The sequence below is a fragment of the Sporosarcina sp. PTS2304 genome (assembly GCF_003351785.1).
In the GTDB taxonomy this organism is placed as follows: Bacteria; Bacillota; Bacilli; order Bacillales_A; family Planococcaceae; genus Sporosarcina.
On record NZ_CP031230.1, the window covers coordinates 2,368,309 to 2,383,491 of the forward strand.

Genomic DNA, 15,183 nt, shown 5'->3' on the forward strand with positions numbered 1-15,183 from the left:
TCAAACTGTCTTACACACACAAAGTACGGCTGGAGCTGGAAGACGATCGACTCCAGGAGGATCAGGAAAAGCCGTTGCGAATGACGGCTTTTGCGAGTGAAGCGTAGCGAGAAGGAGCATATCTTTGCACTTGACAGGTGTAACTCGCAGCGCTTGACGGTTCACCGCGCCCCCTCCGGAAAGCGTATCGTCTGGAAGCGCAAGCCGCAAGACACGCTAAGTCAGCATCACTCCGTCTAATTGCCATAGTGAAACTCGCTATTAAATAAATGGATTATACATAATATGTTTAATCCACAGGCTTGATAAAAAAGGTATCATACCGAAAGAAAACTTCTTCGGACTAGATACCTTTTTCATTTACCTCATATTAAATGAACGTATTTCTTTTCGAATGCCTCGGTCGTCATAGGAGCATCAAAATAATAGCCTTGCATGAGGTAACAATTTTTTGAAGTCAAAAACTCCGCTTGTTCTTCTGTTTCGACACCTTCAGCAATTACAGAAAGCCCTAGATTAGTAGCCAGTGTGATAATCGTCTCGGCGATCGCGGAATTACTATCATGACTTTTTAGTTCTTGAATAAATGATTTATCAATTTTTAATTTATTGATCGGTAAGTTTTTTAAATATCCTAAGGAAGAATAACCTGTTCCAAAGTCATCAATCGCAATTTCTATGTCCAGCTCTTTCAATTGCCGTAACGTTTGTACGGTTAATTCTGTATTTTTTATAATTTGGTTTTCGGTAATTTCTAAACATAAGAACTTTGGAGACAGTCCAATACGTTCTATAGTATCCTGAACTGTTTGGAACAAGTTATGCTGCTCAAACTGACGAACGGATAAATTGACGGATACGCATAAAGAAGTATTACCATCTTCCTGCCATCTTTTCACTTGTTCACACGCACGTTCAAGAACCCAATTTCCAATAGGTACGATCAAACCTGTTTCTTCAGCGATCGGTATAAATTTATCTGGTGAGACTATCCCCTCCAACGGGTGATTCCACCGCAATAAGGCTTCTACTCCAACTACCGACTTCGATCGATAGTCTATTTGAGGCTGAAAGTAAACTTCTAGTTCCTCGCGTTCTAGTGCACTGTATAAGTCATTCTCGAATTTAACATGTTCAATGATTCTCGTATCCATTCCGGTCTTGAAAAAGCGATATGACGTACCCGATATATTTTTCGATTGATACATAGCGATATCCGCATGTTTCACTAACACTTCAGCAGAGGTGCCATCTTGTGGAAACAAACTTATCCCCATACTACAATTCATATAAACTTCATGTCCTCTTAAATTGAATGGTTTATTAAAAAGGTCAATTATACATTCAATAACGTTCATGACGTCTAATTCGCTGCCAATATGAGGGAAGAATAAGATAAATTCATCGCCGCCCTGCCTCGAAGCAGTAACATCATCAGCAATACAAAATCTTATACGATTCGCTACTTCAGCCAATAATATGTCTCCATAACTATGCCCCAATAGGTCATTGACTGATTTGAAACGATCTAAGTCCATGAACAGCACAGCTGATTTCCATTCATTAGTTTTGGCATAACTCAACCCTTGTTCTAGACGGTCATTAAGTAGTACTCTATTTGGCAAATTCGTCAGACTATCATAATACGCATGATACTTTATTTCCTCTTCCATCCTTTTTCTTTCTGAAACGTCTTTAAACGTCACAACCTCTCCTAATGTTTTACCTTCTTCTGTAATAGAAGAGATTACATATTCAACAGGAAAGCTAGACTGATCTTGTCGAAAAAAAACAGTCTCTCCTTGTCCTTTGCTATTCGCGCTAAATATTTGCTCTACCGATTGACCTTGTAGTTCGTCAACAGATTCATATCCCAACATCGATTTCGCAGTAGGATTACAAAAAGTAATTACACCATTTACATCTATACCGAATATTCCTTCTCCAGCTGAGTTAAGAAGCAATTCCCTCTCTCGATTCAACCGCTGCAGTTCTTTCATCGTCTGATTCAGCTTTTCATTTTTCTCCAATACTTCCGATGTTCGTTCTTTAATAATTTGATCCTGTTTTTCTATATTTAATAAGTTGGATAACGTGGAGGCTGTCGCATTTACAATGGATTGTGTCAACTGCTGATTTACTTTAGAATAATTCAATCCTTGTCTATGCATATCTACAATAGTGAAGATTCCTAACACTTCACCGATCGAAACAATAGGTACGACAAACATAGACTGAATAGAAAATGCTCGACAAACAGCATGATTGACTCGATCATCTTTATACACATCTGTAATAAGGATAGCTTCTTTAGTCGCAATGACATCTTTAAATACTTGATCATTTTCGTCATCAAAGTTCGTTTCTTTCAAAGTGGTGATCCAGCTCTCTTCTGTCCAGTCACTTTTGCTATTTAAAATCGTTGGCTTTATTTTGAGCTTTGCTACTGTATCTAGTAAATGTACACCGATATTATTATTATTCAATAACGTAGATATATAACAGAAGCACGTATTTATCGCTTCGTGAACAGATGAACACATAGATAAATCATGCGTCACATCCAACAATAATTGCTTTTCCTTAATGAGGTCTTCTTTATTCTTCAGATTCTTAGCATTTTGAATCGCAATTGCCGCCATGTCGACATATGATTTCACTGATTGTATTTCTACATCTGTTAAGTTCATAGGAATACCAGCGTCAAATAAAAAAACAATCCCAAATAACTCATTTTCTAAAATGATGGGAAGAGCCAACAATGACTTAATATTAAATGCCTGAACTGTTCTACAATCCGGGCGATGGTCTATTGAAGTGTCAGGCACATAAATCGTCTTTTGCGTCTCCATTACTTCTTTCGCCAGTAAATCATATTCCGTATCTACTACGTGCATATCAATTGTCATTCCATTCATCACTTCAGGTTTACCAACAAACCCTCTCAATAAACCATCCTCTTGAGGCAAGTAAATTCCAATTGAGTCACACTGAATGATTTCCTCTGATATAGCAGCAATGACTTGATTCAACACGTCTCGTAACTCCAGTTTCGTGTTGATCAGTTTCGTTATATTTGCAAGTCGGAAATATCTTGTTTGATCTGTCAATTAGTCCACCCCACAATCACTTTTTCCATCCCACAACGTAATCTTCTTTAGGTATACGCAAGTAATAGTTATGACATTATTCCAGATTAATGGACTATTTGTAAGCACTTCTAGAAAGTAAACCTTACTACTCATTAAATGCGCCATTCATAGGATTTACTACTCTTACAATGTGATCCCCTTTATATGCTACTTTTACACGTATTTTAAAGAAAAAATAATATTTTTTCATGTACTAGATACTCTGAAAGACTTCCGCTTAAAGAAGGGCTTTTTCTACAACGTAAAATTTATTTCGATAAAAAAATGCATGAAGGCGAACTACTCCTTCATGCATTCGTAAAATTTCATTCCATTTCTTTTTTTGAAAAATGGAATACGTACACGATTATCTATTATACTTCCAGTTCAGTCCCGATGTTACTATCCTTCGCTTTTACATACACTCCTTTGGCAACGGCTAAGTCGTAATATGCGGCTCCAACTGATTTGAACAGCGTAATTTCTTCTGAATTTTCGCGGCCCTTTACTTCTTTCGTTACTAACTTACCCAGTTCACAATGGACGTGATCAAACGACCATTTCCCAATCTCTGCTGCATTCATTAATTCTCCTGCTTCTTCTTTTACCCCTTCAAAATCATCGACAACGATTTTTGATGCGCTCGTAATCGTTTCTATATCCATTTCCAGCATATGAGGTAAATAAGAACCGACTCCATTCACATGTGTACCAGGTTGTAAGTCTGCGCCATTAAATACCGGTTCATTGGATCGTGTCGCACAACAAATAATATGTGCCTGGCGAACGGCTCCAGAGACATCTTCTACTACTTCAAATGGTATGTTTACTCCAAAGTCTTGTAACTTTTCACCGAAACTTTGCGCTTTTTCAGGTGTGCGGTTAACTAGAAGAATACGTTCGATTTCACGTACTTGCAAGACACCTAGCACTTGTTCGAAAGCCATCGCGCCTGTCCCTACGACGGTGAGCACGCTTGCATCTTGTTTCGCCAAGTAATCTGTAGCGATTCCAGATAACGCACCTGTACGCAGGCGTGTTAAGTACGAAGCATTTAACATAGCCAAATGCTCTCCATTCTTTGCGTCCGTCACTAACACTACCCCTTGCGTAGTCGGCATTCCGTTCGAAGGATTGTTCGGGAAAATCGTCACTACTTTTACCGCTGTCACTTCTCTAACTAAATCCGCACTCGGCATATATAACGCAGAAGCCTCATGTTGCGGGAACTCAATTACTGTACGATGAGGATCGGCAATTTGATTTGCCGCTTTTGCAGTTAATACATCTTTCACATCTTGTATCGCTTCTTTCATACCGTACGCTTTCATAATTTCTTTTTCATTTACAATTAACATACTACTTTCCTCCAATTAAATAGAAACACTTTTTTGGTGCACATTGACTGTGTACGCGTTACATTTGCGTTACTTCTTCAGTAGTTATCGGTTCTTCTATAGATTCTTCTTTCACCAATGCATCTAACTCTTCATTGCTGCGGTCTTTTACTGCCCAAATAGCAACCAATGAAATGACCGCTGTGAACATAATATAAATCGCTACAGGAACGTAGGAATCGTTAAATTTCAATAGTAGACTTGTCGCGATTAATGGAGCAGTTCCTCCTGCGACAGCTGCACCGATTTGGTAGCCTAATGTAATTCCTGTATAACGTACTTTGGCATCAAAGATTTCTGAGAACATAGTTCCTAGCACTGCGGTAATCGGTGCCCAGATGATACCTAATCCGACGACCGTCGCTACGACTAACAGAACAACAGATTGTTGCTGTAACATCCAAAAGTACGGGAAAGCAAATAAGAACATCCCGATTGTGCCCGCCACATAAATCTTTTTCCGTCCAATTTTATCAGATAGACTTCCCATAATCGGAATAAGAATCGTCGTAACAATTGTAGCTACCATCACTGTATTTAAAATCGTCGTTCGAGAAAAATCCAAGTTGGATGTTGCATAGGAAACGACGAACGTACCAAAAATATAGAAAGGTGCTGTTTCTACCACTTTCGCTCCAATGGCAATCAGTACTTCACGCCAATGGTATTTCAACGTGTCAACAATTGGCAGTTTTGGTATCTCACCGGATTGCTGTACTTTTTTGAATGACGGTGTTTCATCGATCCCTTTTCGAATCCATAAACCAAAGAGTACTAAAAAGGCGCTAAGTATAAAAGGAACACGCCAGCCCCATGTCATAAACGAACCTTCTGGCAATAATGTCATGATCGATAGAGCGACCGTCCCCATTACCATCCCAATCGTTACACCCATTTGAGGAATCGCTCCGTACAAACCGCGTTTTTCTTTAGGCGCATATTCTACCGCTAACAACAACGCTCCGCCCCACTCGCCGCCAATTCCTAACCCTTGGACGAGACGAAGAGTGATTAGTAAAATCGGAGCCCACACACCAATGGCTTGATACGTTGGCAGTAAACCCATCCCAAATGTCGCAATTCCCATGAGGCTCAATGTAATAACAAGTGTTTTTTTACGTCCGATACGATCTCCGATATGACTGAAAATGACTCCACCAAACGGACGAATAAAAAATGCCAACGCAAAAGACGCATATGCTAATAAGAGACCGACTGTCGGATCTTCTGTAACGAAAAAGACTTGATTGAAGACTAGTGCAGCTACTGTACCGTATAGAAAATAATCGAACCATTCAATGGAACTACCTACCAAGCTAGCAATCCATACTTTCCTCATTTGTTTCGGATCCATCATTTATTGCCTCCTTTAGTAGAATTGAAGTACCACTTCAATATCCTTTTTTACTATACTAGCAGTTTAAAATGTTCTGTCAACGAAAAATTTATTTGCATTGAAAGCGCTCTCTTTAGTAAAGTAGGGTGAGTGGAAGGTAGAGTATGTAAAGGAGCTATGTATATGGCTGGTCAATCCATCGGCAGTATTTTAAAATCATTGCGAAAAGAACGGAAATTAACATTGAGAGAATTGGCTGCATTAACAGATGTATCTATCAGTTTCCTTTCTCAAGTAGAACGTGGAAAATGTAGTATTACATTAGAATCGTTAAAAAAAGTGGCAGATGCGCTACATGTGAATCCTACAGTATTTTTTCCAGCAAATGAAGAAGACTTAACATTAGAAAACCGAAATCAACAGTTCTACTATAAAGATCTTTCAAACAATATTCATGATGCGGCATACTGGCCCATTTTGGTGACACTTCAGCCGGGCCAAAATGATGGAAACGAATTTACGCATAGTGGTCATGAATTTCTATTTGTGATAGAAGGGGTCTTAACCGTTTCAATTGACGGAAAAAAAAACCGAACTAATGGAAAAGCAATCCATTATGTTCGATGCGAAAAAAACACATTATTGGTATAACTTGACGAAAGATCCTGTGAAATTTTTGGTCGTATCTTCCAAATAGCTAAGCAACGGTTGATAAAAATTACCGTTGCTTGGCTTTTTTCAAATCATCTTCAACTCATGATTCACAGCAATCCTATCAAATTCCCTATGCAGTTGACCACTTACCCATTCCTTCATCGACTGGTGATCTGGATGTGCCGGATCATTCATCACGAGTAAGAATTCGTCAAACCCATGCTCCCCTCCACAATCTTCCGGAGGCGCAGTTCCTTCTCCTTCTAAACAAACAGGAGACTCGATAAAAGCGTCATCGACAATTTCCTCTAGTACAATGTCATGTTCCCAGTTATCACCAAAATCATAGACGTACTTTATATATTGATGACGTGGGACGAAATCAGAAAGCAACAAACCCTTCTCTCTTTTCAACTCCATATCCCCAGCGTAATCAAACGCTTCTTCATACGACACAATCGAAACAATCGGTTTTGGAATTTGTGATGTGTCCGAAGAAACACTCTCATCATACAAAAGAAACTCATGCAGATGCGAATCATGCCAATTAAACAACACTTGCATCATTTGATGAAAATCAGTAAATGATATATTAAGCGGAACGAGGACACGTCGCCATATCAACTGTTTCTCAAGCACCATGGAAATATGCATCCTAGCGGCTCGTTCTGAGAAAATAGAGTCCACGCCTGCAAGCTCCGCCAACTCTTTCATCATCTCTTCATGGGGATAGGTCGCCGGTAACTTTCCGCCCCCTACCAAAAATCGACTAGCCCGTTTTCCGATCGTTGTACTGATAAGTTCAGCAGGATCCAACTCATTATAAAAACACGCGGCCACGTCACATGCTTGATTGAGCCTCGTCACCATCGAACGGTTTTTTGTCTTATGGAACGTCACACCGCCCGCTTCACGAATGTATTGTTCAATCACTTCTTCCTGAGCACGTTCAGCTTTCAACGTCTGGCGAATCGCCTCTACTACCCAGACATCCAATTGCTTAATCTCTTTCGCCTTCAGCCCATGAAGCACTACGACATAGCGCGTACTATCATTCATTAAGACCAGTGTCTTTCTGCGATTGAACGTAATTAGATTCGCGTGCCAAGCATACATTGGATTCCCTTCCACTTCCGGAATTTCTTCTGGAGCAAACGGTATAGCATCCAGTACCTTTTTTGTCACATGAATTTGCATGTTGTAAGCCTCCTTCTCTAGTTCTATATGTATAGATAACTATGTGAGAATCTTTCACCCGTGCCGCTCTCCCCACTTATTTGTAAACACCAACTCTTGTAGCACCCGTCTCGTCTCCCACTTCGCCGTTTCAAGTATCGGGGCCGTCGGGTAGTTTTCCGTATAGCCGATCGACAGCAACGCAATCGGATCCACATGTGGCGGAATATCCAAAATATCTCGCACATCATTTTTCTTATAAAAACTTACCCAGCCGAGCGCTAACCCTTCCGCACACGCAGCAAGCCACATATTCTGAATCGCACAAGCCGTCGACAGCGCATCCGTCTCCGGAATAGAATTACGCCCGAGCACATGAGATCCGCCACGCGTCGGATCACACGTCACACAAATCGTAATCGGCGCTTCCTTCAGCCCTTCCACTTTCAAACCAAGAAATTTCGTCTCCTTTCCTTCTTCCTCTTCATAATGAATAGCGAGCGCCCGTCTCTCTTTATCCGCCGCCCACGCTAGCCGTTCTTTCGTCTCGTCCGACGACACGATGATAAAATTCCAAGGTTGCATGAAACCGACAGAAGGCGCTTGGTGTGCTGCATGTAAAATGTTATGTATCGCTTCTGCTGGGACAGGCGTCGAAAGAAAACTCCGTACATCTCTTCTTGTGTAAATCGCTTTATAGACCGCGTCTTTCTCTTCTTTTGAAAACATCGTATCGCTCTCCTTTCTCTGTTTACAATAGCATAAGAATCCCACAAATGCGCAAAAAAACGAAGACCGCTTTCAGTCTCCGTTCTGTTCAAGTCGCCCCAGCTGAAGCAGCCGCTTGACTTGCTTTGACGTAATCAATCGCAATAACGAGCGACACGAACAAAATCTCGTCCTCTTCTTTAACAATTTGCAAGCGATAGCTGTCTCCCCAGCTGAACCACTTCTTATCCACTCTACCGATCAATTCACCGTTCCGCATCACTTCAAAATTCATATCCCACCAATTGCCCTCAATCTCTACTCCCGCACCGAAAATAGAATACCGTGCTTTCAAAAAAGTAAATTCTTTTTTTATCGTCAACCGTTCCATTCCATCGACTTCTACAAAAAACGTCGGCAACATGCTGAATGGCTTTTTCGTAATGAATGCTACTTCCTTCTGGTTACTATCTGCTACTAGAAATGTTTTCGGTATTTGCATAAAACTCCCTTGCGCAAAATAAACATCTCGTTCGTCCGCATCCCGTACTGTGAAGTTCCCTCTCAAACTCATCATTCGCTGTTTCATATATAATTCTCTCATCATCTCACCCCATCCGCTTTCTATTTTATACGGATGAAGGGGCGGTGAGGATTCATATACGATGGTGTCGCTGCTTCAACTTTGATAGAACAGTGCCTATGGATAATACGATTTAGAATTGTTTTCAAGTTACATGTTACGCAGACACTTCTTTCCTACCTCAACTGTTACTCGCCATCAACTCAGCCTGCTTCACCACAGTCTCAACCGCAAGCTTCTGTAAATCAGGTGGATACCCATACTTCTTTAACAACCTACGAACAGTAATCCGCATCTTCGCTCTAGCCGACTCTCTCAAGTTCCAGTCAATACTCATGTTCTCTTTGATCGCCTTCGTGAGCTCGTGCGCGATGACTTTAAGAATGTCATCTCCAAGTACTTGTTCAGCTGTATCATGTGAAGCGAGAGCATCGTAGAACGCTACTTCTTCTTTGATCAGTCCACTATTTTCACCAGCTTTATAGGAGTCGTTCATTTCCTTTGCTAGCTCAATTAGTTCCTCGATAACCTTGGAAGTTTCGATAGCACGCTTGTTGTATTTATTGATTGCAGCATTCAGCATGTCCGTGAATTTCTTGGCTTTTACGAGGTTAGTCTTCTGAACGTTTTTTACTTTTCCTTGCAACAAACGATTCAGTAGCTCGACTGCTAAGTTCTTCTGAGGCAGGGCTTTAACTTCATCTAAAAATTGATCAGAAAGTATCGAGATATCTGGATTCTCAATTCCTAACGAGTCGTAGATATCTACTACTTCTTCCGATATAACCGACTTTGAAATCAATTGATTCAGCTGAGCATCAATTTGTGAGGAGGTTTTCTTTTCTCCGTCTGTTGGAATGAGTTTAATAAGACCTACTTTCACTGCCTTGAAGAAGCCAATTTCTGCATTTAGTTCTTGTGCTTCTAGTTCTGTGGCACAGAGGGCAAATGCTTTTGCTAACTCCGTTACGACTTGCATGAATCGTTTCTTCTCTTCTTCTCCTAGACTAATGACAAAATCCATCGTTTCCGTGATTGCTTTCATACGGACGGATGGCTTGTCTGAATGGAATGAGTCATAATCGTGCTGATATAGCATGTCCTGAATGACTTCAAACTTTTCTAGCATGAGGTCTACTGCAACAGACGTGTCAATCCCTGTGTTCTCTCGGTCGCTGTCCGTATATTGCTTCAGAGCTTCTTTTAAGCTGTCTGCAATACCGATGTAGTCAACAATCAAACCACCCGGCTTGTCACGGAACACTCGGTTTACGCGTGCGATTGCTTGCATGAGGTTATGGCCGCGCATCGGTTTATCAATATACATCGTACTCATAGAAGGCACATCAAAGCCGGTTAGCCACATATCCCGTACAATGACGAGTTTCAGTTCATCGTCGTTGTCTTTCATCCGACGCGCTAAATAATCACGTCGCTTTTTATTTCCTATAAACGGCTGCCAGTGTTCAGGATCACTCGACGTTCCCGTCATGACAATTTTAATGACGCCTTTACTATCCTCGTCTGAATGCCATTCCGGTCGAAGTGCAATGATGGCTTGATACAAGTCAATCGCAATTCTGCGACTCATGACAACTAACATCCCTTTACCGAACATTGCTTCTTGACGAGATTCAAAGTGTGTCACAACATCTTGTGCCAATCGTTGGATACGCTGTTCTGCCCCAGCTAACGCTTCCAAACGGGACCATTTCGATTTTAACCGTTCACGATCCGACTGTTCTTGGTATTCTGTAATTTCATCATACTCTCCGTCTAAATCCAGATCTTCTGGTAGATTGAGTGGAATGATTCGGCTCTCATAAAAGATCTTAACCGTTGCACCGTCTTCTACCGCCTGTGTCATGTCATAGATATCAATGTAATGGCCAAACACAGCAGGCGTGTTCTTATCAGCTGACTCCACAGGTGTCCCTGTAAAGCCGACAAATGAAGCGTTCGGCAACGCATCACGCATATACTTCGCATAGCCATACTTCGTGAACACGTCTTTTTCAGCTTGCTGGACTTGTGCGCTGAACCCATACTGGGTTCGGTGTGCTTCATCGGCCATGACGATGACGTTTCGGCGTGTTGTGAGTGCGCCCATTTCATTTGTTCCATCCTCAGGAGAGAACTTCTGCATCGTCGTAAAGATGATGCCACCCGATTCAACGGACAATAGCCTCTTTAAGTCACTTCTACTTTCCGCTTGTTTCGGTGATTGTCTAAGTAAGTCACTTGAAATAGAAAACGTATTAAACAACTGATCGTCTAAGTCATTACGGTCTGTTAGGACGACAATCGTCGGGTTGTTCATCGCTAATACAAGCTTCCCTGTATAGAACACCATAGAGAGACTTTTCCCTGAACCCTGCGTATGCCAAATAACCCCGATTTTACGGTCTCCGCTTTCAGATGCCGCACGCTTCGCTTCTTCTACTGCTTTATTCACTGCATAGTATTGGTGATAAGCCGCAAGAATTTTAACCGTCTTTTCACCATCTGTTTGGAACACAATGAAGTGACGCATCAAATCGAGCAATACAGCAGGTTGGAACATTCCTTGAATCAGAACCTCCAACTGCGGCATAGAAGAAGGTGCCATTGTTTCACCATCTGTCGTACGCCACATCATGAATCGCTCTTCGTCGGCTGTGAGCGAGCCTGCTCTCGCATTGACACCGTCACTCGTTACTAGGAAAGCATTGAACTGAAATAGTGATGGGATCGTCTGTTTATACGTTTGCAACTGATGATACGCTTCCGAAATACCGACCGCTTCATTTGTGGAGTCTTTCAACTCAATGACTACCACAGGCAATCCATTAACGAATACAACTACATCGGGACGCTTATTGTTGTTCCCTTCAATAACCGTAAACTGATTCACGGCTAAAAAGTCATTTGACGATGGATTTTCAAAGTCGAACAACCATAGTTTTTCTACTGTATTCCGTCCGTCTTCCGTGCGAACTTCTACGTCAATTCCATCCGTGACATACTTCTGAAAGACCTGATTGCTTACGATCAAGTTCGGCGATTCCACCATCGTAACCTGCTGAACAGCTCGCTGTATGGTCGTGAGTGATGCTTTAGGATTAATGCGCTGTAACGCGCTTTCAAGCCGTCCGTTCAATACCACATCCGCATAGTGATCTCGTTCAGGGTAATCGCCATCTGCTGCAATTTCCGGACCATTTTTGATTTCATAACCTAAGCTTTGTAGCCACTCTAGGGAAGCTTGTTCCAACTCATCTTCATGAAATTGGTACATCTTCTGTCACCTCGGTTTCGTTTGGGAGTTCGATTTCTCCTGACAGGAGTTTTGGAAGAAGGGTATCTCTCAATGAAGTTAAACTTTTGTTCTCTATTTCTGTTTCTTTAACCTTTTTAAAAAGTGGTTTAACAATCGATTTGTAATCGGCTAATATCTCTTTCAGTGGAACAACAACCTTAATTCCTTTCATTCCTGCGCCTGATATTTCCTTAAATGTTGAACCACTAGCATTAGACTCTATAACTGGAGTTAAATGTTTGAGCAGCAAGTATATATATTCACTAGGTACTTCCTTTTTAGGGATTATAGACTTGAAGCCTTGGTTAGTGGCTACTTCTTGACCTGCTATAGCAACGTAACCAATGGGTGCTCTTGAACTGAATAAAACAGTATTTGTTGGATGTAGTTTTGCACTACTCTTTTTTAGCGCCTCTTCTGTAATATCCAAACTTCCTTTGAATATATATACCGATTTATCATTTGATAGATCTTTTGGAGTAATCCAGCTATACCCCTGTGTTGTATAGTAGGAATCTATCTTTTTTGATGGCGTACCACCTCCGACTATTGCTCCTATATCATTTAACGTTCCTTCTTTCCACCCCGCTGGTATCATCCCCAACTCACTCTCCACCATTTCCCCACCGCTCGATTTATAGGGATCGCCGTTTTCATTCGGAAATTCAAAATCGACAAACCAGCGTTTGAAGAGCGTTTGGGCGAGTTGTTCAAAGTTATTGATAATATCTTGGTTAATTTCAATTTTAGAATCTATTGAAGACAGTATTCTTGATATAATTCTTTGTTCATTTAATGGTGGTAATGCTATTTCAAATTTTTTCACTGAGGAGCCTGAAACTTCTTTAAAGGTCGAACCAGTAGCTACAGATTCTAAACGTTCTTTACTTTCTTTTAGAACGTAGTATAGATAAATGGGTTGAATCTTGTTCTTATCACATATAATACTTTTGAATCCCTGATTAGTTGAAACCTCTTTATCTGCAATCGCCACGTACCCTATCGGTGCACGCGAACTTAATAAAACAGTCTCTTTTGGTAGCAGTCGGGCACTTGAATTATTAAGTCCTAATTCAGTTATATTACGAGCGCCTCTACTAATTTTCCTTTTTGTATGGCCTGATAAATCTTTGGGAGTAATCCAAGATACCTCACCCCCATAATAATCTTCTCTTTTTGTTGAAGGCGTTCCTCCACCCACTACATCGCCTATTTGCTCAATACTAACAACTTGCCAATGAGATGGCATTTTACCTATTTCAGTAATTTTAAACTCCATACCCAATCCCCTCCAACGCTTTGCGGATTTGGCCTTCTAGCTCTTTTGACTTTATAAATTGCTCTGATAGTTCACTTGTTAGTCGTGTCATTTTATCTTCGAATGGTTCAGCATCTTCTTCTGCTGCTTCTAATCCGACATATCGACCTGGTGTCAGAATATACTCATGCTGACGTACTTCTTCAAGTTGTGCAGATTTACAGAAGCCTGCAATATCTTCGTAATCTTCTTCGTTTATGCCTTGCCATGCATGGTAAACGTCTGAAATTTTTGTAATATCTTCATCCGAAAACTCTTTCAATGTACGTGTAGACATATGCCCAATCTTCCGAGCATCTATGAATAGGATTTCACCTTTACGCTCGCGCTTTCCGTTACGTCCTTTGTTGTTCGTAACAAACCATAGACATACTGGAATTTGAGTCGAGTAAAACAACTGACCAGGCAATGTAACGATACATTCAACAAGGTCGTTTTCAATCAAGTTTTTGCGGATCTCTAATTCCGATGTTGTGCTTGTCGACATTGATCCATTTGCTAACACAAAACCTGCTGTGCCTGAAGGTGCCAATTTAGACACCATATGCTGGATCCACGCATAGTTCGCATTTCCGACGGGTGGTGTACCGAATTGCCAGCGCACATCTTCTTTCAGCTTTTCCCCTCCCCAGTCACTAATGTTGAATGGAGGGTTTGCCAATATGTAATCCGCCTTTAAGCCTTTATGGAGATCATTATGGAATGTATCTGCATTATGCTCCCCTAGATTCGCATCAATGCCGCGGATGGCTAAGTTCATTTGTGCCAGTTTCCATGTTGTTGGATTGGACTCTTGTCCGTAAATGGCTATATCTCCTAGACGTCCTTGATGGCCTTCAACAAACTTCTCACTTTGGACGAACATACCGCCCGATCCACAGCAAGGGTCATAGACGCGTCCTTTGTACGGCTGAAGCATCTCAACTAGTAATTTAACAACAGACATAGGCGTATAGAACTCACCGCCGCCTTTTCCTTCTGCACTTGCAAACTTCGAAAGGAAATATTCATAGACCCGTCCCAGCATATCTTTTGAACGGCTTTCTTTATCGCCTACTTTGAAGGAGAACAAATCGATCGTTTCCCCTAAGCGTGTTTTATCAAGTGCTGGACGTGCGTAATCTTTCGGTAACACACCCCGAAGAGATTCGTTCTCTTTTTCAATTGCGATCATCGCATTATCAATAATTTGACCGATTTCTGGCTTCTTTGAGTTTTCGTTGATGTACGACCAGCGCGCTTCAGATGGTACCCAGAAGACGTTCTCAGCTAGATATTCGTCTGGATCTTCTGGATCTGCCCATTCGTCATTTTGCAGCTCTAAAAACTTCTCTTCAAATGAGTCAGATACGTATTTTAAAAATAGTAATCCTAACACGACATTTTTGTATTCGGATGCATCCATGCTGCCGCGCAGCTTGTCTGCCATGAGCCATAATTTTTCTTCGAATCCAATGTTCGCTGTAGACATTCATTTCTCCTTCTTTCATCAGGTTAACTATTCTGTTATTATTTTATCATATCAATGATAGTCATTCCTCACAAGACGATGACAACTTGTGGAATCCTGCTACAGAAAACT

At 41.2% G+C, this 15,183-nt stretch carries 10 protein-coding genes; 1 reads left to right on the top strand and 9 read right to left on the bottom strand.

All coding sequences use genetic code 11. The features are described from left to right. Positions 1–365: 365 nt before the first annotated feature. The 3 genes from DV702_RS11270 to DV702_RS11280 all read right to left on the bottom strand — a co-directional run bounded on the left by DV702_RS11270 (position 366) and on the right by DV702_RS11280 (position 5,882). Positions 366–3,110, bottom strand: coding sequence for an EAL domain-containing protein (locus DV702_RS11270; RefSeq protein WP_114924852.1), 2,745 nt, complete (start codon positions 3,108–3,110; stop codon positions 366–368). Between the two features lie 395 nt (positions 3,111–3,505). Next, positions 3,506–4,489: an ornithine cyclodeaminase family protein gene (locus tag DV702_RS11275; RefSeq protein ID WP_114924853.1), complete on the bottom strand. Its 984-nt coding sequence runs from the start codon at positions 4,487–4,489 to the stop codon at positions 3,506–3,508. A 58-nt stretch (positions 4,490–4,547) separates the two neighbouring features. Then, a complete protein-coding gene (locus tag DV702_RS11280; protein WP_114925916.1) occupies positions 4,548–5,882 on the bottom strand; it encodes an MFS transporter in 1,335 nt (444 codons plus the stop codon). A gap of 165 nt (positions 5,883–6,047) precedes the next feature. Here DV702_RS11280 and DV702_RS11285 point away from each other — a divergent pair, with 165 nt between their 5' ends. After that, positions 6,048–6,515: a helix-turn-helix domain-containing protein gene (locus DV702_RS11285; RefSeq protein WP_240315605.1), complete on the top strand. Its 468-nt coding sequence runs from the start codon at positions 6,048–6,050 to the stop codon at positions 6,513–6,515. An 87-nt stretch (positions 6,516–6,602) separates the two neighbouring features. On the opposite strand, the gene DV702_RS11290 is transcribed toward DV702_RS11285, so the two are convergent. The 6 genes from DV702_RS11290 to DV702_RS11315 all read right to left on the bottom strand — a co-directional run bounded on the left by DV702_RS11290 (position 6,603) and on the right by DV702_RS11315 (position 15,072). Beyond that, positions 6,603–7,715: a plasmid pRiA4b ORF-3 family protein gene (locus DV702_RS11290; RefSeq protein ID WP_114924854.1), complete on the bottom strand. Its 1,113-nt coding sequence runs from the start codon at positions 7,713–7,715 to the stop codon at positions 6,603–6,605. 54 nt (positions 7,716–7,769) lie between these two features. Beyond that, positions 7,770–8,423 (bottom strand): 5,6-dimethylbenzimidazole synthase, encoded by a 654-nt coding sequence (gene bluB / locus DV702_RS11295; RefSeq protein ID WP_114924855.1) that lies wholly within the window; start codon positions 8,421–8,423, stop codon positions 7,770–7,772. Positions 8,424–8,511: 88 nt separating this feature from the next. Beyond that, positions 8,512–9,006, bottom strand: coding sequence for an LURP-one-related/scramblase family protein (locus DV702_RS11300; protein WP_114924856.1), 495 nt, complete (start codon positions 9,004–9,006; stop codon positions 8,512–8,514). Positions 9,007–9,166: 160 nt separating this feature from the next. Beyond that, complete coding sequence (locus DV702_RS11305; protein ID WP_114924857.1) at positions 9,167–12,262, bottom strand: type I restriction endonuclease subunit R; 3,096 nt, start codon at positions 12,260–12,262, stop codon at positions 9,167–9,169. Next, positions 12,246–13,562, bottom strand: coding sequence for a restriction endonuclease subunit S (locus DV702_RS11310; RefSeq protein ID WP_114924858.1), 1,317 nt, complete (start codon positions 13,560–13,562; stop codon positions 12,246–12,248). The genes DV702_RS11305 and DV702_RS11310 overlap by 17 nt, the downstream gene beginning before the upstream one ends. Then, complete coding sequence (locus DV702_RS11315) at positions 13,552–15,072, bottom strand: class I SAM-dependent DNA methyltransferase (protein WP_114924859.1); 1,521 nt, start codon at positions 15,070–15,072, stop codon at positions 13,552–13,554. Before DV702_RS11315 ends, DV702_RS11310 begins: the two co-directional genes overlap by 11 nt. Between the last annotated feature and the right edge of the window lie 111 nt (positions 15,073–15,183).

What these genes read in the sequence shown, in the direction of transcription:
- bluB (WP_114924855.1), bottom strand. Translation starts at nt 8,423, where the DNA reads ATGTTTTCAAAAGAAGAGAAAGACGCGGTCTATAAAGCGATTTACACA.
- DV702_RS11275 (WP_114924853.1), bottom strand. Translation starts at nt 4,489, where the DNA reads ATGTTAATTGTAAATGAAAAAGAAATTATGAAAGCGTACGGTATGAAA.
- DV702_RS11300 (WP_114924856.1), bottom strand. Translation starts at nt 9,006, where the DNA reads ATGAGAGAATTATATATGAAACAGCGAATGATGAGTTTGAGAGGGAAC.
- DV702_RS11280 (WP_114925916.1), bottom strand. Translation starts at nt 5,882, where the DNA reads ATGGATCCGAAACAAATGAGGAAAGTATGGATTGCTAGCTTGGTAGGT.
- DV702_RS11310 (WP_114924858.1), bottom strand. Translation starts at nt 13,562, where the DNA reads ATGGAGTTTAAAATTACTGAAATAGGTAAAATGCCATCTCATTGGCAA.
- DV702_RS11285 (WP_240315605.1), top strand. Translation starts at nt 6,048, where the DNA reads ATGGCTGGTCAATCCATCGGCAGTATTTTAAAATCATTGCGAAAAGAA.
- DV702_RS11290 (WP_114924854.1), bottom strand. Translation starts at nt 7,715, where the DNA reads ATGCAAATTCATGTGACAAAAAAGGTACTGGATGCTATACCGTTTGCT.
- DV702_RS11305 (WP_114924857.1), bottom strand. Translation starts at nt 12,262, where the DNA reads ATGTACCAATTTCATGAAGATGAGTTGGAACAAGCTTCCCTAGAGTGG.
- DV702_RS11315 (WP_114924859.1), bottom strand. Translation starts at nt 15,072, where the DNA reads ATGTCTACAGCGAACATTGGATTCGAAGAAAAATTATGGCTCATGGCA.